Origin of the sequence: Peribacillus asahii (assembly GCF_003570725.1) — a bacterium.
Lineage (GTDB): Bacteria > Bacillota > Bacilli > Bacillales > DSM-1321 > Peribacillus > Peribacillus asahii.
This window is the reverse complement of sequence record NZ_QWVS01000018.1, coordinates 129,843-153,167: the sequence shown is the minus strand read 5'-3', so window position 1 is coordinate 153,167 and position 23,325 is coordinate 129,843. Positions and strand designations below refer to the sequence as shown.

The following is a 23,325-nucleotide window of genomic DNA, read 5'->3' as shown; positions in this document are numbered from 1 at the left end:
CCCTTCAAGTAATATTTTTATCAAAAATAAAGACGGAAACTGCAATATTCTCTTCAATTTTGATATCCGAAAACAGATGGACAAATTTGGCTCCCACTAGTTCTTCCAGCCCTTCAGGGGGGCCCTCAGCATACACATCTTGAATCATTTTTGTTCTAGCTAAATGAACCATTTCACGTCCTTCTGAAGTTTTTGCTATAAAAGTTTCTGTAGGAGTGAGGTTTCCATATAACGTTGAAATAGCCATATTTTCAACAAAAACCGTATGAATTCTTTCCGGTCCTTTTCCAAAAAGATCTTTACGAAGCTTTCGGATGATATCATTAAATTCATGAACTTTTTTTGACATAAATAAACATCCTCCTATAGTTTTCTAATCATAAAGCAACAAATAAAAAAATAAAAGTGGAAAAGCATTTACAGCATTTTTAAAATCTTGTATATTTCTAAAGTCAACGATATAATCATAAGTAAGATTTGATGGAACGATAATAATGGGTTTGTTACCGCTCTATCAATTATTAAACTACATTTTAAATGGATCGGATTGGTCTATTAGTAAGTTCTGCTAATACTCTATTCCACCATGAGTACACATCATTTTTTCTGAAAATCAAGATGTGTATTCGTGGTGGTTTTTTTGTTTAAAAGGTAAGAGGAGGAAGAAAATGACACATTCTAGAATTAATATAACAATCAATGATGTGGAATACGAAGCAAGTTCCGGCTCAACCATATTAGAAATTATTAATCAAAAAGAAATCGCTCACCCACAAATTTGTTATGTACCTGAAGTTGACCCTATCCAAACATGTGACACTTGTATTGTAGAGGTCGACGGGAAACTTGTACGCTCCTGTTCAACAGTCGCTTTAGACGGAATGAACATAGAATTAGATTCAACTGGTGCAAAAGCTGCACAAACAGAAGCAATGGATCGCCTACTAGAAAACCATCTGCTGTATTGTACTGTTTGCGATAATAATAACGGCAACTGTAAATTACATAATACTGCTGAATTGATGGAAATCGAACATCAAAAATATCCTTACACACCTAAAGTAGATGTAAATAAGGTCGATATGTCCCATCCATTCTACCGTTACGACCCAAACCAATGTATTGCCTGCGGACAATGTGTAGAAGTTTGTCAAAACCTTCAAGTAAACGAGACAATATCTATCGACTGGGAAGCTAAGCGCCCTCGTGTTATTTGGGATGATGGGGTCTCTATTAATGACTCATCTTGTGTAGGCTGTGGTCAATGTGTAACGATTTGTCCTTGTAACGCTTTGATGGAAAAGTCTATGCTTGGCGAAGCTGGATTTATGACAGGTCTCCAAAATGAGATGCTTAGTCCGATGATTGATTTAGTAAAAGAAGTAGAACCAGGGTATAGCGGTATTTTTGCTATTTCGGAAGTGGAAGCAGCTATGCGTGACACACGTACGAAAAAGACGAAAACCGTTTGTACCTTCTGCGGCGTAGGCTGTTCATTTGAAGTATGGACAAAAGGAAGAAAGATTCTTAAAGTTCAACCTGTCTCCGATGCTCCAGTTAACGCAATATCTACTTGTGTAAAAGGAAAGTTCGGCTGGGATTTTGTTAACTCGGAGGAACGAATTACAACACCATTAATCCGCAAAGATGGTGCATTCGTAGAATCAACTTGGGAAGAAGCACTTGATTTAGTTGCTAGTAAACTAGGCTCCATTAAGCAACAATACGGAAAAGGTTCTGTAGGATTTATTTCGTCTTCAAAAATTACAAATGAAGAAAACTATGTGATACAAAAACTAGCACGACAAGTATTTGAAACAAACAATGTCGATAACTGTTCTCGTTACTGTCAATCTCCTGCGACTGACGGCTTGTTCCGTACAGTTGGAATGGGTGGAGATGCCGGTACAATTCAAGATATTGCTCAAGCAGGACTGGTTATGATTGTTGGAGCAAATCCAGCAGAGGGACATCCAGTATTAGCCACTCGTGTCAAACGAGCACATAAACTTCATGGTCAAAAACTCATTGTTGCAGACCTTCGTAAAAACGAAATGGCTGAGCGTTCCGACATCTTTATTAGTCCAAAGCAAGGAACAGATCAAGTGTGGTTGATGGCTGTGACAAAGTATATCATCGACCAAGGCTGGCATGATCAAAGATTTATCGAAGAAAACGTAAACTTCTTTGAAGATTTCAAAGCAGTCCTTGAGAAATACACACTTGACTATGCAGAACAAGTGACAGGTATTTCAAAGGAAATGCTTATTCAAATTGCGGAAATGATCCGTGATGCTGATGGAACTTGTATTCTTTGGGGAATGGGTGTTACACAAAATACCGGTGGTTCAGATACTTCCGCGGCTATTTCTAATTTACTTCTTGCTACAGGAAACTACCGTCGTCCAGGTGCAGGTGCTTATCCTCTTCGTGGTCACAACAATGTACAAGGTGCTTGTGATATGGGAACTCTTCCTGGCTGGCTTCCAGGCTATCAGCATATTACCGATGATGCCGCACGTGCAAAATTTGAAAAGGCTTATGGTGTAGAAATTGACGGAAAACCAGGCCTTGATAACATTCAAATGCTTCATGCTATTGAAGAAGGAAAGATGAAGGCGATGTACCTTGTTGGTGAAGATATGGCGCTCGTAGACTCCGACGCAAATCATGTTCACGAAGTTTTATCACAACTCGATTTCTTTGTTGTTCAAGATATCTTCTTATCGAGAACGGCTCAATATGCGGACGTCGTATTACCGGGAGCTCCATCTCTTGAGAAAGATGGTACATTTACAAACACAGAGCGTCGTGTTCAACGATTATATCAAGCGCTCCCAACACTCGGTGACGCTAAGCCGGACTGGTGGATTACTCAAGAAATTGCAAACCGTCTAGGTGCAAATTGGAATTACAATCATCCAAGTGACATCTATGATGAAATGGCCAGCCTATCTCCATTATTCAGCGGAGCAAATTATGAAGTACTAGAAGGTTGGAACAGCTTCCTATGGGGCAGCTTCGAAGGAGTTAGCACACCACTTCTCTATGTGGATGGATTTAACTTTCCAGATAAAAAAGCACGTTTTGCCTTATCCGACTGGGTAGAGCCTGCAGAATTCCCTGAAAAGTATGATTTGCATATTAACAATGGACGTATGCTAGAGCATTTCCATGAAGGGAATATGACAAACAAATCAAAAGGTATCCAATCAAAAGTACCAGAGATCTTTGTTGAAGTTTCGCCAGAACTGGCCGAAGAGCGCGGAATTAATGATGGTGCAATTGTACGATTAGTCTCTCCTTTTGGAGCCGTTAAATTAAATGCACTGGTTACGGATCGTGTCAAAGCAAACGAGCTTTTCCTTCCGATGAACTCGGTAGATAAAGAGTCTGCTATTAACTTTTTAACAGGTCCTATATTCGATCAACGAACAAATACACCTGCTTATAAACAAACAAAGGTTCGTATGGAAGTACTCAATGAAGGCGGAACAGTTCCGCTGCCATCTACGAATCCACGGAATAAAAAACGTTACCCTCAAAATGGAGTTGAGGTTAATCGAAAATGGGCTCGTCCGGGCTATGTTCATCTAACAGATCAATAGGAAGGAGAAATAAATATGGCTCAACCTATTACAGAAATCAAAAAAAACCTTCTCACCGAGGAGGAACAGAAACAAAAAAAGCTAGAAGCCTTAACAACACTTCTTGCCAATAACGATGAAGCCTTAAACAAAGTACTAACTATTGTGGGCGAACTAAACGATATCGGTGTTCTAGAGGCGGCCGATTCTATGCTTCAAGCTAAAGAAAAGATTGCCCAAATTGCACTTCACCAAGTCTCTCGAGAACCGGTGACCAATTTAATTAACACACTTATGGGGGCAACAGGCGCCCTCATGAAGACTGATCCTGAATTAATAACGAAGCTTGCAAATAGTGCTATGAAAGGTATGGATGAAGCCAATGACTATTTGCAAACTGATAAAAAAGTTAAAGTAATGGACCTAGTTAAACTATTAAATGATCCTGATATTAATCGAGCACTTGGCTTCGGTATCCATTTCCTAAAAGGAATGGGTAAAGAATTAAAGCAGTAAGATAACCTCTTTTATAATAGGAAAAAACTCGTACCGGAATAATCTTATCCCCATAAGAAACTAGAAATTATATTTAAAATTGAACATATTCTTGATCGACCTCCAGAATCTTGATTTCACCATTCTGGAGGTCTTCTTTTCTTCCGAATAATAACTCTGTTATACAGCGTGGTCCTATGCTAAACAAGTGGATTCAAAACTTCCGAGCAAAACCCTTTATAGATTTTAATTTTAGATAAAAAAAATGCTCTAAGAGAAATTTTTTCTCTTTAGAGCGTTCATGATTGACAATCCCTATCAATATTAGGTGCAACTGGCACACACTTTCTATGAATCTATTTGTTTAACATATATCGCCTGTGAAGAACTTGTAATCACACAGCCTTCTAAATCATTCTCTTTTAATAGCCCTAAATTTAGTGCTGACTTTATCTTCTCCTCATCAGGCTTTTTTTGAATTAAATCCTTTAAATTCAATTCTTCTAATCTGTTAACTGTTATCTCTCGGTCAAATTTCTCCGTCGTTCTTACTTGTCTTTGTACTTTATAATCACTAATAGTCATTTCACCTTTGCTATGCTTTCCAACTACATGATCGAAATATTTATTAAAGTCCTTCTTTAAAGCATCCAACTGCTTTTCTACTTCCTTTTTCTTGCGGCTTAGCTCAACATATTGCACCAGCTTGTCCCTTGTAATTAAAGAAGTATCCTCTATTTTCAATTCTATCTCCCCATTTCTTACATAGATACTCCATCATATTATGAGATCAAATGAGATATTCCCTTTACTTAAACAAGCCTGGAATTTTGGAAAATTCCACATAATACTTCGAGATAATGAGAAGCTAAAAGAATCTGAAGCAAATAAAGATTAGTCCTTTTCCCACATCGAAAATATGGTACATTTAAAGAGAAACTGGATATGAAGGGAGATTTTCCAATGTCAAATCATGAAGAACTGAACACACTGCCTCCAAAAACATGTACAATTGAAAGACTTGTTACTATGCCTGAAGATGTTAATAAAGTAATCGAAGGCCGCAAAACAGCAACACGCCGAAATGGAAGATATGCTGATGTAGGTGAAATAATGGTGCTAAACGATAAAAAGTTCATCGTAAATCGTGTATATTCTCAATCATTAGGTGAATTAACGGATGAACATGCGCGTCAGGAGGGATATGGGACGGTAGAAGAATACAAACAATCTATCCTCTCTATTCATCCAGGAATGCCATGGCTTCCTCAAATGAGAGTTTGGGTGCATGAGTTTAGCCCAGTTATCGATTGATAGGCAAAAGAAATGGATTTATTGTACAAACTCTTACTATATATTCATGTTCTAAGTGTAATCGTATCGATCGGCCCTTTCTTTATTCTCCTGCCCATTTCTAAAAAAATGCACTTAGTAGGAAAAGAGGAATTGGATGCCTATCTGGGCACATTTCGATTTGTCGTTCGACTTACGATGCATTCAGGTCATGTTCTAGTAATATCAGGTATATTACTTGTTATGTCCGGTCCATGGACATGGGATACATCATGGATTATCATGACACTATTGATTTTATTCTGTTCATTATTCTTTCTTGCGCGTGCATTTTCTCCAAAACTCAGAAAGTTCCAAGAAAAAGGCACCAATAAGGAAGAACTGGCTGTTAAGTTGCAGCGAACTACTTGGATATATATTATCCTTCTCATTACGATGCTTTGGTTTATGGTTGTAAAGCCAGCTTTGTGGGCATAACAAGTAAACATCTTTATAGCCTTGGTCTTTCGATTTTAATTATTATTTTCTCTAACAAAAAAAGTGCAGTTCGTAAGCTGATCAAAAGCTAAGTTTTTAAAAATAAAAGGCATTACATATTTTATCTGACCTAATATGTAATGCCCTTTTTATTAAATTAACGTCTTCATTAGTTAAAGAAAATATAAGGGATTTAAAGGATTACACCTGCAAAGTCCCCTTTTAGTATTTCTTTTTCATTCTGGTTTGTACATAAAAAGGATGCCATAATAGCTATTCTATTATTTTTATTTTCTTGTCTTTCGTATTTTTCAATTTTTACCTTACAAATGATTGTATCCCCTGTAAACACAGGTCTTAAGAACTCAAAATTCATTGTACGAGCTAGTACGTTATGATCTCCACCTACTTTTGTTGGTAGAGTTGCAGTTAATAACCCTTGAACGACAAGTCTTCCCTGTTCATCTGGAGTTATATGATGAATTCCTTCATCACCTGAAATCTCTGTAAATAATTCAACATCCCTTACCGTAAAGGTCCGTTCAAATGTAATGATATCTCCTACTTTTAATGACATATAGATCTCCCTTCTGAAGGTTTTATACTCTATAACTAAAATAATCAAAACATTCACATAATAGTAAACAGTATCCGACAGTTTCCACTTCTTTTTATGTAAGAATACCTTGAGGTTTCCAATCTTTCGGCTTTATGTTCTTATTCCCCCACTTCTCTTGTGGTACTTGGTATGGGGTCGTAGCGATTAAATAATTATTGTGCCAGCTCGCTGCTTTGGAACGAATCATTTCATCAAGCAAAATTTGAATAAATTCTTCGGGTTGCAACTGGAAAGAATAGCGTGCAAAATCTTGAAACCAACCACACTTTAGTAGGTAGCTATCGATTTCTTCTCTTGCCAATCCATTTTTAATGATTAATGTAAATGCAAAGATCCTTTTCATGGCATGCCATGAAACCTTCTCTGGCATCGTAAGCCACTTTTCAAACCGCTCCCTTGCTGCATCAATGGAAGCAATAGGATTCTCTATTTGAGTTCCATGTCCCGAATATGCTTGCCTAATTCGAAATCTGGACAATCTATCCAGACTTTCTATCGATCGTTGGATTGATGAAGCACCCTCTCGAAAGATATTTAACCATCCAATATCATTTTTGTGAAAAAGATCTCCGCAAATTAATACCTCTTCTTCAGGTTCATATAAAGAAATATGTCCTAACGTATGTCCCGGTGTGTGTATGACTTTCAAAGTTCTGCTTCCTGTATGAATCTCATCGTTATCTGAGAGCTTTTTATCGACTCGATACGGCTCTACAGGCTGATCTAACCATTCTGCACTACAGGCTTCAAGGTCACAAGAATTAATTAAATTGGCATCCCATTTATGAGCAGCAATCGTAACATCATAATTTTTTTGAAAATGAAAATTGCCGCCTACATGGTCACTATGATAGTGTGTGTTCACAATAAGATGTAAGTCTTCTGGTGAAACGCCTGCTTCTCTAATTAATTGCTCTGTATCTTTCGCTTCACTCCCAAAACCAGTGTCAATAAGGATTGGGAGCTGATCCTTAATAAGGATCATATTTGCACTGGGGAATTTTCTTTCAAAGAAAATAATACTAGACTTTTTCATAAGCTATTCCTCCCTACACTCAATGAATGAACGTCCAATCAATTGTATCACTTATTTTTACATAATAGTAAAAATGAGGTTACGGACTCTTCGTTGGGAGTTACAACTATTAGTTTATGTTTTTCTGCCATATCTATCGAATCTGTATAAATATTATTTACACACCGACCTCAAATTGCCCCTATCAACAATAGGCCGTGTAGTAAGGCTTTCAACATCCTTTAGTGTAGGTAGTTTTGTACAAAACCGTTCAAAAACAAAAATCCTTCTAACAATTAATTCAATAATAAAAAAGCTTTTCCTCAATTTAAATATGATAGATATTCAAATGCTGTTGTTCCATATCCACTTTTAAAATGTCTATATTCCATGAATTTACACAAAATTCGCACGATTAATATACAATCTTTATATCTTTCTTCGTCATATATCTTACAATATGATTAGATAGTAACCTATAAGGAGTTGTACACATCTTGAAAGTACTAGATAGAACTGTTAATATTGCAGATCCTTCTTTTTATAATAATCGTGAATTAAGTTGGTTAGCCTTTAACCTGCGGGTATTGGAAGAAGCAATGGATAGCCAAAATGCCTTACTAGAAAGATACAAATTTTTAGCTATTACAAGTTCCAACTTAGACGAATTTTTCATGGTTCGTGTGGCTGGGTTGCTCGATCAAGTAAAAGCAGGATTTAATCGTCCTGAAAATAAGGCAGGATTAACACCGGTACAACAGCTGAAATCAATCTCTAAAATTACACATGAGTTGATTGAAAAACAGGATCGTATCTACAAGAAACATCTTGCTCCTCTTCTAGAAAAAGAACAAATAAACATTATTCCAATTACGGAAATATCCGAGGCAAATTTAGTTTTTTTAGAAAATCATTTTGATGAGCACATCTTTCCCGTATTAACACCGATGGCAATCGATGCCTACCGACCCTTTCCGATGTTAGCAAACAAATCGTTAAACTTAGCAATCATCATTGGAGACAAGGAAGAAAATATCGATATTGAATCTGTTTCAGGAAAGCTTGCCATTGTCCAAGTCCCTTCTGTCATTAAACGTTATATTGAATTGCCTTCAGAAAACGATACAAGAACATTTGTATTATTAGAACAAGTCATCTCTCGTTTTATTTATAAATTATTTAGTGGCTATGAAATAAAATCTGTAACAGCCTTTCGCATCACGCGTAACGCTGATTTAACAATTCACGAAGACGAAGCAGAGGACTTGCTGCAAGAAATTGAAGAAGAACTAAAAAAACGCAAATGGGGAGCACCTGTCCGATTAGAAGTACAAAACCCTGAACATGACAAACAGGTCGTAAATTATTTAATCGACGAACTAGAAATTCATTTAAAAGATGTATATTTTGTACAAGCTCCTCTCGACTTAACATTTTTACTTTCTTTTTGCAATGAGATTCAATCCACTCATGGATATTTAAGCGAGCCAACGTACATTCCACAAATCCCAAAAGATTTAGTGGGAAAACAAGATATTTTTGACGCTGCTCTTCAGGAAGATATTTTGCTGCACCATCCATATGAATCATTTGAACCGGTCATTGAGTTTATTTCACAGGCAGCCTGTGACCCGGATGTTTTGGCGATTAAGCAGACTCTTTATCGAGTAAGCGGGAACTCTCCGATTATTAAAAGCCTTAAACGAGCCGCTGAAAATGGAAAGCAGGTCACCGTTTTAGTAGAGTTAAAGGCTCGATTCGATGAGGAAAACAATGTTCATTGGGCAAAGGAACTAGAAAAGGCAGGCTGTCATGTTATTTATGGAATGACCCATTTAAAAACCCACAGCAAAATTACCCTTGTGGTACGCCACAAAAAGGATAAAATCGAGCGATTTGTTCATTTAAGTACAGGCAATTATAATGATGCAACAGCTAGGCTTTATACAGATATAGGACTAATTACTTCTAATAAGAAAATTGGAATTGATGCTACGAACTTTTTTAATTATTTAAGTGGACATATGGAAAAGCCAAACTACCATCACTTAATTGTTGCTCCATTTGATATTAGAGATCAATTTATTGAATTAATCGATAAGGAAATCCAATTTCACAAACAACTGGGAAACGGCTATATTGTCGCTAAAATGAATGCTCTATCTGATAAAAATCTTATCATGAAGCTATATGAAGCATCTAATGCGGGTGTAAAAATTGATTTAATTGTACGCGGAATTTGTTGTTTACGCCCAGGAATTAAAGGGGTTAGTGAAAATATTCGGGTACGAAGTATAGTCGGTGTTTTTTTAGAGCATACCCGAATTTATTATTTCCATCATAACGGCGAAGAAAAATTGTATTTATCGTCAGCAGATATGATGACACGAAACATGGAAAACCGTGTAGAAATTCTATTTCCTATTTTAAAAGGGCATTTAAAACAAAGAATTAAAACATGGATGAAGCTCATGTTAGCAGACAATGTAAAAGCACGGGAACAAAATAGTGTCGGCCATTATCATTATGTTGAAAAAGCAGCGGATGAAAGAGAAGTAAATAGTCAGCTTATCTTATATGAACTGGCCCAACATGCAAGAGAACTAGAGGAAATCAACAGATACTAAGTCGAAGTGATTTCATTTTAATATAGGCTATATGAATGGGATATTATTGATTTATACGTTATGTAACAGAACCTTAATAGAAAAACGGGAAGATGTTTTCTTCCCGTTTTTCTATGTACTCCTTTCATTCTCCTTCCACGATTTTGGCAAAATCATCAAGTGTCGTTGAATACTTGATATAGATTCGCGGTAAGAGGTAGAGTTCATCTTTTATACCCTTTTTAGAAAATAGTTTAGGCGTTGTTGTCAGTCCAAATAAGTAGTACTTCTTCGTCTCTGCAACAACCTTGTCATTGAAAATTCCATACGGATATGCAAGAGTAATAACTGGCTTTCCTGTTATTTGCTGAATTTTACCTTTGGACTCTTTCAGTTCATACCTATAATTTTTTATTTGTGTCAAATCAGGGTGTGTAGCCGTATGAGACTGAACGGAGATTAGGCCTGAATCGGCCATCATTTTTAAATCCGACCGTGACAACCGGTTCGAACGACCGATAAAATCAGAAATAACGAAGATTGTACCCGTTGGTTTAAAGCGCTCAGTTTTTACCTTTTGAAAAACAACAAATGCATTCAAATTATTTTTATATCCATCATCAAAGGTAATGAAAATTGGTTTATTTACTTTATCAATATCTTGCCATCGCTCAAAAGTTAATAATGTGTAACCATGATCTCGTAAATACATCATCTGTTGCTCGAAATTATTTGGTGTTACATACAACTCTTTAGAGCCATGTCCCTTAAACTCATCAATCGAATGATAAAGTAAAATCGGTACCTTTCGTTCTGCAAACACTTGTAATGGAAGAAACAAAATCAGTATACATAGAACAAATATCGCAATCTTTTTCATACAACACTAACAAGGACACATCAATGCATGCCTTTCCATTCACCTTGATTTTTGGATGCTTTTTCTTTTTTTGCTTTCTCTTTGTGTGCTCGATTAGCATTAGCACTCCCAAATTCCTGAGAGAACTCTGAATCTGTTTTGCTTGAATCAAACCCTTGTTTGTTCTTTTGAGCTGCATCATTCTTTTTTGTACGTTTAGCCATGGATATCCCTCCTTCTTACCTTCTAGTATGGGATTAGTCAAAAGAAATATGCCCGTTTGAACAATACCTTCACGAACTATATAATGGAAGTAAAAACGGGGAGTATACATATGGAGATTTTTTCATTAAGTGGACCTAGCGGGACTGGTAAAAGTACAAGTGCCCTTGCCTTTGCTGACCAGCATAAAATTCCTGCTATTATTGATGATGGGCTATTAATTTTACATGGACAAAAGATAGCCGGTACCTCAGCAAAATTTGAGAAAAATACAGTAACTGCAGTAAGACGGGCTATTTTTTCAGACGATTTACATGCAAAAGAAGTACAAGAAGCTTTAAAAATTTACGTAATCAATAAGATTCTTATTATTGGCACATCAGACAAAATGACCAAGTTAATTGCTAAACGACTCGAATTAGGAGATATCGATCATTATTATTATGTAGAAGACATTCGCTCTTCCAGTGAAATCAAGATGGCGCAATTCATTAGAAAGACAGAAGGAAAACACATTATGCCGATTCCACATAAACAAGTGGGGCAAAACTTCTTCAAAAGATTAGTGTATAAAGGGATGGATATTTTTTCTCCTAAAAAAGAGAAAATTGGTGAAACGACTATTGTTCGTCCAGACTTTCATAAAGGATATATCCGAATCGAGAAAAAGGCATTTATCGATATTATTGAACATACATGTTCAAACAATCCATATATAGACCATCTTGATTCCATTCATGTAGAAGTAGAAGGACTACCGACAGCAAACTTAAATGTCTCTGTCGTCTCTCCTGTCTCATATCATTTACCAAACATGCTCGAACAGCTTCAACTAGAAATTCAGCACAATTTTCTTCATCACTTTAATATCGAATTTGCTTCTATTGACGTTCATGTTTCCTCAGTTGGCAAGACTAGAACAAATTAGCACCTCCATTTCCATACAAAAAAGCGTGGTATGAGAATATCCACGCTTTTTTTGTATAAGGGGATTAGCGCTATAAGGCTAGGCTCTATAAAAACTTATTAGCTTTTAAAAAATGAAAGACGATGTTCGCCGCTACTTTTAATTCACTTCAATCATTATAGCATCACCTTGTCCACTGCCTGAACAAATAGATGCAATTCCAATTCCTCCACCTCTTCTTTTTAATTCATAAGCCAACGTTAAAATGACACGGGTTCCACTCGCTCCAATTGGATGACCTAATGCAATCGCTCCTCCATTAACATTAATTTTATCAGACGGGATGTTAGCAATTTCAACGCTAGCTAAAGCAACAGCAGCAAATGCTTCATTCACTTCGAACAAATCAATGTCATCAATTGTTTTATTTGTTTTATCTAATAATTTATTAATGACAAGGCCTGGTGTTTCAGGAAATCTGCTTGCTTCTACAGCAATTTCTGCATGTGCAATAATTGTTGCTAACACATCTTTCTTTTCGTTTAATGCACGTTCTTCATTCATTAATACTAATGCTGCTGCGCCATCGTTAACCCCCGGAGCATTACCTGCAGTTATAGTCCCATCCTTTTCAAATGCTGGCCTCAATTGCGATAATACTTCTACAGTTGTATCTTCACGGGGCCCTTCATCATGTTCAATGAGAACCGATTCTCCCTTTCGTTGCGGAACGGATACGGGAACAATTTCATCAGATAGAGCACCTGACTTCCTAGCTTTAATGGCCAAAAAATGGCTCCTAACAGCCCATTTATCTTGCTCTTCTCTTGAAAGATTAAATTCATCCGCTGTCCTATTTCCATATGTACCCATATGAACACCTGTGAAACTACATGAAAGTCCGTCATGGATTAATAAATCAATCATTTGCGTATTCCCCATACGTGCTCCAAAGCGTGTGCTAGAAACTGCATATGGAGTATTAGACATAGATTCCATCCCACCAGCTACAATTATTTCTTCTTCACCAGAACGAATAAGCAAATCTGCTAATACGACACTCCTCATTCCTGAGGCACAAACTTTATTTATTGTTTCCGATTTAACTCTCCAGGGAATTCCAGCTTCCCTTGCTGCTTGTCTAGAAGGAATTTGTCCTTGTCCCGCTTGAAGTACATTCCCCATAATTACTTCCCCAACTTCACCGGGATCTACCTTAGATCTAGTTAACGCTTCCCGAATAACCACTCCTCCTAGCTGCGTAGCAGAAAGTGAGGAAATATTACCGCCTAGTTTCCCAAAAGGAGTTCGTGCCCCATCCAAAATAACGGTTCTTGTCATAATATCACCTCTATATTAAATTGATATCTCCTTTAACTTATCCCCTACTTGAAATGGTTGCTTTATTTCAAATTAACTGTTCCTAGATGATGACCATTCTTTGGTGTACTTCGATTCGCTTTAAACAATAAATGAAAGTATAACAGCTGTACTAAAGGCTACAATTGCTTTCATAATAGTAATGGCAAAAATGTCTCCATAAGATTGCCGATGGGTAAGACCGCAAATCGCCAGAATGGTGATGGTTGCACCGCTATGTGGCAGAGAATCTAAACCGCCTGCTGACATAGATGCTACCCGATGTAGAAATTCCGGATTCATTCCTATAGAGTTGGCTAGATTCAAATAATGTTGCCCCATTACTTCAAGAGCAATCGACATCCCTCCTGATGAGGATCCAACAACACCAGCTAGCACATTAACAGCAATGGACTCAGATATCAACGGATGGGAGGATACTCCTGTAATCCCATTCCTGATTACTTCAAATCCGGGTAAAGTTTTTACAACGTTTCCAAAACCTACTTCGGACGCTACATTGAATACAGCCAATAATGATCCGCCTGCTGCCACCGTGAGACCGGAGGAAAGCTTTGAGCCTGTAAAAGCTTTTATATTTATAAGTAAAGCAGCAATAATCCCAAATACAAGTGCTACGATTAGTGCCCACGTCGAAGTCACGCTGCTTAAATTTTCAACTTTAAAAGTTTCTTGTAACAATTCAGGCGTGTACCAGTTACTGACTGACCATCTTGTTTTGGTAAATACGAAGTTAAGTACCACCACAACTACCAAAGGAATAATAGCTACCCAAAAATTGATAAGTTTTTCATCCGGGTTGACGACCGGTTCATTTTTATGACCTTCTCCATAACCTTCTCCAGCTAAATTCGCTTTTTTAATTCGTCTTGATAACCAGAGATACCCTAGAGAGAAGATAATAGTCCCTGCAACGAGCCCAGTGATTGGAGCAGCATAAGCATCCGTTCCAAAGTAGTTTGTCGGAATAATATTTTGAATTTGTGGTGTACCTGGGAACGCATCCATCGTATACGTACAACCGCCTAAAACAATTACTGCAGGAATAAATCGTTTCGGAATATTTGCCTCACGGAAAACTGCTGCTGCAAATGGGTATACTGCGAAAACTACCACAAATAGAGAAACCCCACCATAAGTCAAAATAGAACACGCAAGTATAGTTGCTAGAAGCGCCCTTTTTACACCGACGATGTCCATAATCTTTTTGGCAATCGAAGCGGTGCCTCCGTTTAATTCCATTAATTTACCGAATACAGCACCCAGAATAAAAATAGGGAACCATGTTTTAATGTAGTTTGCTAAATTAGGCATATAAACTTCAGTATAACTAGGCAATAAGGCCATACCTGATAGAGCAACTGCCAGTAATGTTACAATGGGAGCAATTACTATAACAGGGAAACCGCGATAAGCTAAAAAAATAAGTAATCCTAGTGAGAACAAAATTGCAATTACTTCAATAAACATTCCATCACCCTCTTTTTCTGTAGAAAAGGCGTGGAGCTAACGCTCACACTGCCCTTATTATGTCTGCGCATACTATCCTCTACCTTTTCTTTAGTGATTACTTAAAGATTTGCTGTGAATAAATTGGTTGAAGAGGGACTGAAACTCATTAATATTCTCCTCAAATACAGGAAGCTCCTTTGTTGCTTCCGAGCTTTTTACAAGTTTACACACTAAATCGTTATAAGGAGTTGGAATGTTTGCCTCTCTTCCTTTTTTCGAAACATGTCCATTAATAAAATCGATTTCTGTTTTTCTACCTTTCTCTAAATCCTGCAACATACTAGCTTTAAGTCTGGCGTGGGGACCCCATACTTCCTCATAAAATGCCATCTTCCCTGAAATATCTGTTTGATTTTCCAACTCTAAAAACTCAAAGTCTTTTCCCTGCATTTCTACTAATTTAATATGATGCGCCCGAGCTACTTTAATTGTTTCATCGGCGATGTTCGCTAAGCCCTTCATCGCATCTGAATTGTATAAAACCTCTCCAAATGTACATCCAAGGGCTGCAGACATTCCACTGAAAGTCGCATTCATTAACAATTTAGACCATTTCACTCCAATAATATTAGTTGAAATTTCACAGTAGCCGACTGTATCTAAAATGTCTTTTAACAGTACAATTCTTTCGGTAAGCTCTCCTGTTAATTCACCAATATCAAAAGCATATTTCTTCATAACCTCTACTTCGGTTGTTAGCTCTGATACGCCGGGTTCTTTCCAAGTAGCTCCAAAACCAACTACGCCGCCTACTGTTCTCTCCTTCCCAACAATGGCAGCAACACTTTCTTCTGGAACACCGTTTTGCAGCGTACATATCACGCTTTTTTCATGAAGAAAAGGAAGAATCGATTCAAGTGATTCTTTTGTATAAACTTGCTTTGTTAGGAGGAAAATCACATCATATTCCCCGCTTACATCTTTTGGGTGTTTGGCGGATACAGGAATCACTTCATCTAAAAAACCCGTTAATTTAGCTCCTTTTTGATTTAATGCATCCACATTTTCCTGGTTGATGTCAATTAAATCAACGCTGTATCCACCTTTAGTTATTAATGCACCAATAATAGTCCCAAGTGAACCTACCCCAATTATTCCTATTCTCATCTATTGTCACCCCTTAATTAATTTTTTTGATAACTGTAAAATGTCTCTCGCTTCATTTGGAGTAGCTATTTCTCTCCCTAAAGTGTGAGATAATTGAACAATCCGCTCTACGAATTGAGCATTTGTTTTAGCTAATTCCCCTTTTCGATAGTACACACTATCCTCCATTCCTACTCGAACATGCCCACCTAAAAGAATACTCATTGTATTAATAGTGAGTTGGTCTTTGCTTGCCCCTATAGCTGACCATGTAGATCCTTCTGGAATACTGTCAATTAAGTACATTAAATTTTTGGGAGTAGCCGGCATTCCACCATGTACACCTAATACAAATTGAAAGTGAAATGGATTCTCTAGAAGCCCTTTTTGAGCAATGCGCAATGCATTATGGATCATCCCTATATCAAAAATTTCAATTTCAGGCTTAATTTCACGTTTTTTCATTTCCGTAGCTAAATTCTCTAAAAATCGTGGTGTATTATGAAATACATCTGTTCCAAAGTTCATTGTTCCCGCATCAAAAGTAGCCATTTCGGGATTTAGCTCACATACCCGAAGTCGATCTTCATCGCTCATCTCCAACCCGCCAGCTGTAGTTAAATTTAGAATGATATCACACTTATCCCGAACCCGATCAATGACCTCTTTATAAACATTTAAATCGACTGTATTGTTTCCATCTTTATCTCTTACATGAATATGAGCAATAGCCGCTCCAGCTTTCCACGATTCTATAACAGAATCAGCTATTTCCTTAGGTGTTAGTGGCACATAAGGAGTGTGTTCACGCGTTGTTTGAGCTCCCGTTGTTGCAACAGTAATAATTAACTTTTCCATTCAATACCTCTCCCTCTTAATTAAATAAATATATTTACAATAAATAACTAATGCAATTTGCATGCCAAATGATTTATTGTCATTAAATAGGGAACGATTGGTGGTTTATGGAATGTTAAGATGAAAAAATTCATCTATTGTTATAAGTCTCACTAAAAAATACATGCAGAACCGATGACTAAATTCATCTATAAGATTCTTTTTGTCATCATTCAGTTAGTTATTAATTTTTTTCAATTTTATCCCAAGTTTTTTTGCCTTTTTTACTACAGTTGATTGATCTATTTTTAGATGTTCAGCCACTTTTCGTGTCGTACCATATAGGTCAATTGCATTTTGTAATACTTTTTTTTCAAAAGACTCTATTATTTTTTTATAACTTTCCCCAGAACCAATAGATTCTTTATCATCCATTTCAATATTTAATAGTTTCTTTACTTTACTACTAGTTATAATTTCGGAAGGATTCGAGATTATAACTAGTCTCTCTAACACATTTTGTAATTCTCGAATATTCCCTGGCCATGAATAACTTTCCCAAACTAATAGAGCATCTTTCTTGAATGTAATTTCTTTTCCATACTTATTGTTATAAACTGTCAAAAAATAATCTGTTAATTTTTCAATATCAGATGTTCTTACTCTAAGTGGTGGAATATAAATAGGAAAAACATACAAGCGATAATATAAATCTTCTCTAAATTTCCCTTTAGAAACAAGCTCCTTCAAATCTCCGTGAGTTGCAGCAATAATTCGCACATCTAGTCTTATTGGTTTCGTACCGCCAATTCTAGTGATTTCTCGCTGTTGGATTACTCGTAATAACTTGACTTGTAAGTCTAGAGGCATATCCGCAATTTCATCCAAAAGAATTGTTCCATGATTCGCTAATTCAAATAACCCCAACTTCCCTTTAGTAGAAGCCCCTGTAAATGCCCCTTTTTCATATCCGAAAAGCTCTGCTTCTAATAAATTAGCCGGTATTGCTGCACAATTTACTTTTATAAAAGGTTTATTGTGTCTGGTACTATTCATATAGATTTCATTTGAAACAACTTCCTTGCCAACGCCTGTTTCGCCAGTAATTAGTACATTTACGTCTAATTTCGCTACTTGATTAATCATTTGAATAATGTTTTTTATTTCTTCACTTTCTCCGATTATTTTTGACTCTACGCTTTTTTTTCTTAAGTGTTCAATTTCCTGAATATTTTTTTCTTCAGTTTTCTCGACAATCTTCATTTGTTCTTTCGACTTTTTTAATTCATTTTCAATTCTCAGCAAATCTGACATGTCCCTATTGGTAACTACTATTAGTTCGACCTCCCCTTTATTATTAAATAAAGGTGTACCTGTTATTAATACTGTTACCCCATTATGGATGGTGGATGTTGCATTTATTTGCTTTTTTGTTTTTATTACGTCTGGTGTTACCCCATAATTAAACAAGCCGGTTTCAATTAAATCACCCACATATTTTCCTACGACTTGTTCTCTTTTTAAGCCTGTAATTCTTTCATATGCTTTATTGACAAATACAGTTTTCCCATGTTTATCTGCTATATAAATTCCGTCATATAAAATATCTGCTATTCTTTCAAAATCATAAAATTCTAAATCCCGCTTATATGTCATAGTATCTCCACATCCTCCGCCTATACATTTTTGTAATTATTATACATTTTTAAAAATTTTATTATAACACGATAATAGTCTCGTTAGCCTCCGATATATAAAACTATTATTAATTGAAAACAAATAAGGATGGAAAAATAACTCTGTATTTTTCCATCCTTATTTGTTTTATATACTGTTATTATCTATGAGGGAAAATTAACACCATACCGAAGTTCCCTACTTTTAAAAATCTTTTTGCAAACTACCAGAAATAGAAATGTTTCACTGGAATAAGAGAATACCAGTAATCGCAATAATATTCCCAACGATAAATAGTAAAACAGAAAAACCAATCAAGTCCCTTAAATCAATTTTTGCAATTGCGATTAATGGCAATGCCCAGAATGGACAAATAATGTTCCATATACTTTCTCCCCATGCAACACCCATAGCTACTTTCCATGGCTCTACACCTAATGTTTCTGCAGCTGGAAGCATAAATGGCGCTTGAACAGCCCAATGCCCACCAGCAGAAGGAACAAAAACACTGATAATAAGGGAAGAAAAGTAGCTAAATAACTCAAATGTTTCGTAGGTTGCTAGGCTTAATAACCAATCAGAAATATTCATGACAAGGCCACTTTCATGCATAATCCCCATAATACCTGCATAAAACGGAAACTGTAAGATAATACCTGCCGCTGTGGATGTTCCTTTTGTAACTGCCTTTGAATACTCCATTAAAGAACCATGAGCGAGAACACCAAGAACGATAAAAATAATAATAATCGTATTGATATTCAAATTAAAGCCATTGTTAAAAAAGTAATAAATGAGATATATTAATCCAACTACTCCCAAAGTCAAGCCAAGAATTTTACTATTATCGATTTTTTCAGAAATTGTTAATTTTTTCAAACCAAACTCTGAAGAAGCTGCAATTTCCTCATCAAACAGGGAACCATCTACTAGCACTTCTTGCCCTTTTTTAGGCATCATCAATACACACAGGAGCGGAATTACAATAATTAATGAGATGGTAATAAATAATGACTGAGCACCAAATATAGTTTGTGTAAGTGGAACTAGCCCCATCTGATCTTGTGCAAAATGCCCCTCCGTATTAATTAATAAAGGTATGGAAGCAGATAAACCACCGTGTGTAATAATAATTCCGGAGAATGCCGCTGTTACTAAAAGTCGGAAATCAACATCTTTATGTTGCTTTGCAGCTTCTCTAGCTAATAATCCACCTGCCACTAGACCTAATCCCCAGTTTAAGAAATATAAAACCATAGAAATAATCGCTACGAATAGTATCGTTTGCTTTGGCGTGCGTGGGATTTTAACAAGTTTTATTAAGACCTTTTTAACAACATTGGATGCAGCCAATGCGTATCCAGTAATAAGAATAAGAGACATCTGCATGGCAAATGGTAACAGACCAAACAATCCATCTCCCCAATAATTAACTAAATCACTTGGTTTCGACGGGGTGGAAACTAACGCCACAATAGCTACAAAAACAGTAATCAACCATGCCAATGTAAATGGATTAGGCAGATAATTACGCATAAATTTAACAAAGAACATTAATAGCTTATTAATCATATTAAATTCTCCTATATATTAGCTTTCATAAAGATCACAAACACACACTAATGTACATACGACGCTTCTATAAGGGTTCAACAAACCATCAGTGAATGTATAACTTGCGATTTGTTGAACCCGTATAAAAATCTATAGTACTTTATAACTCTCTATCAGTCTTTCCAAGACATTTTCATTTTCAAACTTCTTATCTTAGTTATCTCTATGAGAATCATTATTTTTCCTACTACTTTCTTAATACTTCGCTTTTAACTCTAAAATTTAGCAACAATGCTTAGATATTATTTAAGAAAGTCTTTTTCTCGACATAGTATTCAGATGCTTTAAGCTGATGGATTAACTTTTGGGTAAATCGTTTCCTTATTTCAGGGCCATTTTCCTGACTATACTTAAAGAAACCTTCACCAGATTTTAAACCTAATTTTCCTTCTTCAACTTTTCTCCTTAAAAGCGAGTTAGCTGATAGTGAATTATCCATAACTTTTAATAAGTTATCGCCCACCGTACACCAAATATCAAGTCCCCCTAAATCTACAATTTCCAATTGGCCAGTCGTAGCATAACGAAAAGCAGGACCAAACTGTAGAGCCTTATCTATATCTTCTGGAGCAGCAATTCCTTGTTCGATAATAGAAAATACCTCTCTTGTTGGATACGATTTGCAACTAAGCCTGGTACGTCTTTTAAAACTTTTACACATTGCTTATTAATAGATTTGTATAAGTGCTCAACTTTAAGGTAAATGTCCTCTGGCATATTCCCAAAAAAGGAAAGTTCCACAATAGGCATAATATGTCCTGGATTGTACCAATGGTTAACAATCATTTTTTTTCTTCTATCATTACTAATCAAAGCCATCATGCTTTCTAGATTCAAGCTAGATGTATTGCTTGCTAAAATCGTATGATCCAAACAGAATTCATCTAATTTTTGAAAAAGCTCTTGCTTAAGTTTTAATATTTCTGGAGCGGCTTCAATAACATAATCACGGTCCATCACCGCTTCTTGTAAATCAGTAAAATAGTGAATGTTACTAAGCGCTTTCATTATTTCACTAGGTTCTATAAACTCTTCTTCTGCCAAGAATTCAAGTTCGTCTTTTATTTCCTCTTCAACATTTGCGATTCTTGTTGAATTAGTATCATAAAGATTTACATCATATCCATAAATCGAGAAGTTCAATGCAATACTGTGCCCCATTGTTCCTGCACCAATGACTGCTATTTTTTTTATCATATCGCCCTCCTTATGAATGTATAGCTTTTTTTAGTCCTAATATTTGCCGAGCTTCATCTGGAGTTGCAACCTCTTTATTAAGTTCATGAATCACACGTACTGCTCTTTCAACAAACTCCGCATTGGACTTTGCAAGTCTCCCTTTCGAATAATAGATGTTGTCCTCCATACCAACCCGAATATGCCCGCCCAGCGCAAGAGTTGCATATAAAATTGGCATATGACCTTGGCCAATTCCAAATGCAGACCAAGTAGAATTTTCAGGTAGTAATCCTTTTAAAAACACAAGATTTTCAACTGTAGCTGCTATACCTCCTGGAGCCCCGAGAACAAATTGATAATGAGTTGGTGTATCTAACACACCTTTTTTTACGTAGTGAAGAGCATTGTAAAGCATACCAGCATCAAAGATTTCAATTTCGGGCTTTACGTTATTCTCTAGCATCGTCTTTCCTAGCTCTTCAAGAAATGGAGGTGTATTTAGGAAAATCGTTTTATGCATCCAATTCATACTCCCAGCATCAAAGGAAGCCATTTCGGGCTTTAATTCAATCAAATGGGCCATTCTAGTCTCGTCAGTGGCATTCAGATCACCAGAAGTTGTTAAATTGAGAATAATATCGCAATCCTTTTCACGTATCAGTTCAACCGTTTGTTGAAATCTTTCTTTATCCATCGTACCGTTGCCGTTCTCATCAATCATATGTAAGTGAGCAATTGCTGCCCCCGCTTTCCAAACTTGGTATACATCCTCCGCAATTTCCTGAGGTGTCAATGGTATATTAGGGTTTTTATCCTTTGCAGGAAATGCTCCTGTTAATGCTGCTGAAATAATTACCTTCTCCATGAAAATTCCTCCTTAATTAGATTCACTATTATTAAATGCAAGAACTATACCAAGGAGAGAACGCCTTAATAGAAGCGGTAATTTCCAGTAAAATTAAAAAGTGATGAAAAGAATCATCTCTCCCCCATAATTTTGTTGAATATTCATCCTATATAACTACTTTTATAGTCGATGAAAAAAATCATCAACGTTGATGATTTTTTTCATTTTTTAGACAAAAAAAGAGCGTGATACAAGATATCCACGCTCTTTTTTGTCTTTCATTTTATTACTGTGTACGACGAGTAAATCGAGGTAAGCGTTTCTCCACAAATGCTCTAACGCCTTCAGGGAAATCATTTTGATCAACAAACGGTGTAGATCCTTTCCAAAGAACCGGTGCACTATCGATACATTCTTGTACAGACGTCTTAACCGCTAGCAATGATGCTGGAGACATAGAAGCAACTAATTTCCCCATTTTAATGGCATAACGATTTAAATCTTTTTCCGTAACTAAGTAGTTCAGCATCCCCACTCGATATGCTTCTTCTGCTTTTAACATCCTACCTGTATACACTAAATCCTTCGTTAAGCTTGGACCGACTAAATTCACAAGTCTTTGCGCAAATTTATTATTTAATGTAATCCCTAACTTTCCTACAGGAATCCCTAGTTTAGACTTCTCTGATCCAATTCGAATATCACAAGCTAAAGCTAATTCAAGTCCAGCTCCCATCGCAGGACCGTTAATTACTCCAATCGTTGGAATCGGTAAGCGTTCAATTGTCGAAATTGTTTTCTCCATATGTACAAACGCCTCTTCTGCTTTTTCTAAAGATAGTTGATTAAATTCTTTAATATCTGATCCAGCCGTAAACTGCTCACCCGATCCTCTTAACAACAGCACTTTATTTTTTGGATTTTCAAGTACTTTCAAAGCAACATCCGCTAATTGATCCCACATATTTGCTGTTAAGGCGTTTTTTAACTGAGGGCGATGGATTGTAATAATCGCTAACCCTGCTGTTTCTTGAAGAATAATTTTGGCTTGTTCCTCTTCCATTCGAGTCGTTTGTACTTGCATGCTGCATTTCCTCCCTATTTTCTTTTCTT

General features: G+C 36.4%; 22 protein-coding genes. 6 read left to right on the top strand and 16 right to left on the bottom strand.

Translation table 11 applies throughout. The features are described from left to right. Nucleotides 1–4: 4 nt before the first annotated feature. On the bottom strand, nucleotides 5–349 hold the full coding sequence (locus D1953_RS11585) for a Na-translocating system protein MpsC family protein (protein ID WP_119117340.1): 345 nt from the start codon (nucleotides 347–349) through the stop codon (nucleotides 5–7). A gap of 319 nt (nucleotides 350–668) precedes the next feature. Between D1953_RS11585 and fdhF the strand changes: the two genes are divergently transcribed. Together fdhF and D1953_RS11575 are read left to right on the top strand one after the other, a co-directional pair. Continuing rightward, a complete protein-coding gene (gene fdhF, locus D1953_RS11580) occupies nucleotides 669–3,608 on the top strand; it encodes a formate dehydrogenase subunit alpha (RefSeq protein WP_119117339.1) in 2,940 nt (979 codons plus the stop codon). A gap of 15 nt (nucleotides 3,609–3,623) precedes the next feature. Next, nucleotides 3,624–4,103: a helical membrane plugin domain-containing protein gene (locus D1953_RS11575; RefSeq protein ID WP_119117338.1), complete on the top strand. Its 480-nt coding sequence runs from the start codon at nucleotides 3,624–3,626 to the stop codon at nucleotides 4,101–4,103. A 327-nt stretch (nucleotides 4,104–4,430) separates the two neighbouring features. Here the strand turns inward: D1953_RS11575 and D1953_RS11570 are convergent, their stop codons facing one another. Then, nucleotides 4,431–4,826: a hypothetical protein gene (locus D1953_RS11570; RefSeq protein ID WP_182480583.1), complete on the bottom strand. Its 396-nt coding sequence runs from the start codon at nucleotides 4,824–4,826 to the stop codon at nucleotides 4,431–4,433. Nucleotides 4,827–5,045: 219 nt separating this feature from the next. Between D1953_RS11570 and D1953_RS11565 the strand changes: the two genes are divergently transcribed. Together D1953_RS11565 and D1953_RS11560 are read left to right on the top strand one after the other, a co-directional pair. After that, on the top strand, nucleotides 5,046–5,396 hold the full coding sequence (locus tag D1953_RS11565; RefSeq protein ID WP_119117393.1) for an ASCH domain-containing protein: 351 nt from the start codon (nucleotides 5,046–5,048) through the stop codon (nucleotides 5,394–5,396). Between the two features lie 12 nt (nucleotides 5,397–5,408). After that, a complete protein-coding gene (locus D1953_RS11560; protein ID WP_119117337.1) occupies nucleotides 5,409–5,852 on the top strand; it encodes a hypothetical protein in 444 nt (147 codons plus the stop codon). A gap of 193 nt (nucleotides 5,853–6,045) precedes the next feature. Here the strand turns inward: D1953_RS11560 and D1953_RS11555 are convergent, their stop codons facing one another. Beyond that, nucleotides 6,046–6,429 (bottom strand): hotdog domain-containing protein, encoded by a 384-nt coding sequence (locus tag D1953_RS11555; RefSeq protein WP_119117336.1) that lies wholly within the window; start codon nucleotides 6,427–6,429, stop codon nucleotides 6,046–6,048. Between the two features lie 94 nt (nucleotides 6,430–6,523). Next, a complete protein-coding gene (locus D1953_RS11550; RefSeq protein WP_119117335.1) occupies nucleotides 6,524–7,507 on the bottom strand; it encodes an MBL fold metallo-hydrolase in 984 nt (327 codons plus the stop codon). Between the two features lie 476 nt (nucleotides 7,508–7,983). On the opposite strand from D1953_RS11550, the gene D1953_RS11545 reads away from it, so the two are divergent. Further along, nucleotides 7,984–10,113, top strand: coding sequence for an RNA degradosome polyphosphate kinase (locus tag D1953_RS11545; RefSeq protein ID WP_119117334.1), 2,130 nt, complete (start codon nucleotides 7,984–7,986; stop codon nucleotides 10,111–10,113). A gap of 124 nt (nucleotides 10,114–10,237) precedes the next feature. Here the strand turns inward: D1953_RS11545 and D1953_RS11540 are convergent, their stop codons facing one another. Together D1953_RS11540 and D1953_RS11535 are read right to left on the bottom strand one after the other, a co-directional pair. Continuing rightward, nucleotides 10,238–10,972 carry a polysaccharide deacetylase family protein gene (locus D1953_RS11540; RefSeq protein ID WP_119117333.1) on the bottom strand — a complete coding sequence of 245 codons (735 nt, stop codon included), beginning with the start codon at nucleotides 10,970–10,972 and terminating at the stop codon, nucleotides 10,238–10,240. A 20-nt stretch (nucleotides 10,973–10,992) separates the two neighbouring features. Beyond that, nucleotides 10,993–11,175, bottom strand: a complete 183-nt coding sequence (locus D1953_RS11535) for a hypothetical protein (RefSeq protein WP_119117332.1) — start codon at nucleotides 11,173–11,175, stop codon at nucleotides 10,993–10,995. A gap of 110 nt (nucleotides 11,176–11,285) precedes the next feature. On the opposite strand from D1953_RS11535, the gene D1953_RS11530 reads away from it, so the two are divergent. Further along, nucleotides 11,286–12,101, top strand: coding sequence for a hypothetical protein (locus D1953_RS11530; protein ID WP_119117331.1), 816 nt, complete (start codon nucleotides 11,286–11,288; stop codon nucleotides 12,099–12,101). A gap of 138 nt (nucleotides 12,102–12,239) precedes the next feature. Here the strand turns inward: D1953_RS11530 and D1953_RS11525 are convergent, their stop codons facing one another. From D1953_RS11525 to D1953_RS11485, 10 genes are all read right to left on the bottom strand, one after another. Then, nucleotides 12,240–13,421: an acetyl-CoA C-acetyltransferase gene (locus tag D1953_RS11525; protein WP_119117330.1), complete on the bottom strand. Its 1,182-nt coding sequence runs from the start codon at nucleotides 13,419–13,421 to the stop codon at nucleotides 12,240–12,242. Nucleotides 13,422–13,541: 120 nt separating this feature from the next. After that, nucleotides 13,542–14,930: a GntP family permease gene (locus D1953_RS11520; protein WP_119117329.1), complete on the bottom strand. Its 1,389-nt coding sequence runs from the start codon at nucleotides 14,928–14,930 to the stop codon at nucleotides 13,542–13,544. 90 nt (nucleotides 14,931–15,020) lie between these two features. After that, on the bottom strand, nucleotides 15,021–16,079 hold the full coding sequence (locus D1953_RS11515; protein ID WP_119117328.1) for a ketopantoate reductase family protein: 1,059 nt from the start codon (nucleotides 16,077–16,079) through the stop codon (nucleotides 15,021–15,023). 6 nt (nucleotides 16,080–16,085) lie between these two features. Then, nucleotides 16,086–16,916, bottom strand: a complete 831-nt coding sequence (locus D1953_RS11510) for a beta-keto acid cleavage family enzyme (protein WP_119117327.1) — start codon at nucleotides 16,914–16,916, stop codon at nucleotides 16,086–16,088. Between the two features lie 216 nt (nucleotides 16,917–17,132). Beyond that, a complete protein-coding gene (locus D1953_RS11505) occupies nucleotides 17,133–18,551 on the bottom strand; it encodes a sigma-54 interaction domain-containing protein (protein WP_119117326.1) in 1,419 nt (472 codons plus the stop codon). Between the two features lie 264 nt (nucleotides 18,552–18,815). Then, nucleotides 18,816–20,144 carry a short-chain fatty acid transporter gene (locus tag D1953_RS11500; RefSeq protein ID WP_119117325.1) on the bottom strand — a complete coding sequence of 443 codons (1,329 nt, stop codon included), beginning with the start codon at nucleotides 20,142–20,144 and terminating at the stop codon, nucleotides 18,816–18,818. 277 nt (nucleotides 20,145–20,421) lie between these two features. Beyond that, a complete protein-coding gene (locus D1953_RS21550) occupies nucleotides 20,422–20,847 on the bottom strand; it encodes a 3-hydroxyacyl-CoA dehydrogenase family protein (RefSeq protein WP_220453365.1) in 426 nt (141 codons plus the stop codon). Next, the gene (locus tag D1953_RS11495; protein WP_220453364.1) at nucleotides 20,742–21,383 is read right to left on the bottom strand and encodes a 3-hydroxyacyl-CoA dehydrogenase family protein; all 642 of its coding nucleotides are present in this window, start codon (nucleotides 21,381–21,383) and stop codon (nucleotides 20,742–20,744) included. The genes D1953_RS21550 and D1953_RS11495 overlap by 106 nt, the downstream gene beginning before the upstream one ends. Nucleotides 21,384–21,393: 10 nt before the next feature. Continuing rightward, complete coding sequence (locus tag D1953_RS11490) at nucleotides 21,394–22,230, bottom strand: beta-keto acid cleavage family enzyme (protein ID WP_119117324.1); 837 nt, start codon at nucleotides 22,228–22,230, stop codon at nucleotides 21,394–21,396. Between the two features lie 268 nt (nucleotides 22,231–22,498). After that, entirely contained in the window at nucleotides 22,499–23,296 is a 798-nt protein-coding gene (locus tag D1953_RS11485; RefSeq protein ID WP_119117323.1) for an enoyl-CoA hydratase/isomerase family protein, read from the bottom strand. Nucleotides 23,297–23,325: the final 29 nt, after the last annotated feature.

Bases quoted from the DNA above. Each gene is read 5' to 3' on its own strand.
- D1953_RS11585 (WP_119117340.1), bottom strand. From the start codon at position 349: ATGTCAAAAAAAGTTCATGAATTTAATGATATCATCCGAAAGCTTCGT.
- fdhF (WP_119117339.1), top strand. From the start codon at position 669: ATGACACATTCTAGAATTAATATAACAATCAATGATGTGGAATACGAA.
- D1953_RS11575 (WP_119117338.1), top strand. From the start codon at position 3,624: ATGGCTCAACCTATTACAGAAATCAAAAAAAACCTTCTCACCGAGGAG.
- D1953_RS11565 (WP_119117393.1), top strand. From the start codon at position 5,046: ATGTCAAATCATGAAGAACTGAACACACTGCCTCCAAAAACATGTACA.
- D1953_RS11560 (WP_119117337.1), top strand. From the start codon at position 5,409: ATGGATTTATTGTACAAACTCTTACTATATATTCATGTTCTAAGTGTA.
- D1953_RS11555 (WP_119117336.1), bottom strand. From the start codon at position 6,429: ATGTCATTAAAAGTAGGAGATATCATTACATTTGAACGGACCTTTACG.
- D1953_RS11550 (WP_119117335.1), bottom strand. From the start codon at position 7,507: ATGAAAAAGTCTAGTATTATTTTCTTTGAAAGAAAATTCCCCAGTGCA.
- D1953_RS11540 (WP_119117333.1), bottom strand. From the start codon at position 10,972: ATGAAAAAGATTGCGATATTTGTTCTATGTATACTGATTTTGTTTCTT.
- D1953_RS11535 (WP_119117332.1), bottom strand. From the start codon at position 11,175: ATGGCTAAACGTACAAAAAAGAATGATGCAGCTCAAAAGAACAAACAA.
- D1953_RS11530 (WP_119117331.1), top strand. From the start codon at position 11,286: ATGGAGATTTTTTCATTAAGTGGACCTAGCGGGACTGGTAAAAGTACA.
- D1953_RS11525 (WP_119117330.1), bottom strand. From the start codon at position 13,421: ATGACAAGAACCGTTATTTTGGATGGGGCACGAACTCCTTTTGGGAAA.
- D1953_RS11520 (WP_119117329.1), bottom strand. From the start codon at position 14,930: ATGTTTATTGAAGTAATTGCAATTTTGTTCTCACTAGGATTACTTATT.
- D1953_RS11515 (WP_119117328.1), bottom strand. From the start codon at position 16,079: ATGAGAATAGGAATAATTGGGGTAGGTTCACTTGGGACTATTATTGGT.
- D1953_RS11510 (WP_119117327.1), bottom strand. From the start codon at position 16,916: ATGGAAAAGTTAATTATTACTGTTGCAACAACGGGAGCTCAAACAACG.
- D1953_RS11505 (WP_119117326.1), bottom strand. From the start codon at position 18,551: ATGACATATAAGCGGGATTTAGAATTTTATGATTTTGAAAGAATAGCA.
- D1953_RS11500 (WP_119117325.1), bottom strand. From the start codon at position 20,144: ATGATTAATAAGCTATTAATGTTCTTTGTTAAATTTATGCGTAATTAT.
- D1953_RS21550 (WP_220453365.1), bottom strand. From the start codon at position 20,847: ATGTGTAAAAGTTTTAAAAGACGTACCAGGCTTAGTTGCAAATCGTAT.
- D1953_RS11495 (WP_220453364.1), bottom strand. From the start codon at position 21,383: ATGATAAAAAAAATAGCAGTCATTGGTGCAGGAACAATGGGGCACAGT.
- D1953_RS11490 (WP_119117324.1), bottom strand. From the start codon at position 22,230: ATGGAGAAGGTAATTATTTCAGCAGCATTAACAGGAGCATTTCCTGCA.
- D1953_RS11485 (WP_119117323.1), bottom strand. From the start codon at position 23,296: ATGCAAGTACAAACGACTCGAATGGAAGAGGAACAAGCCAAAATTATT.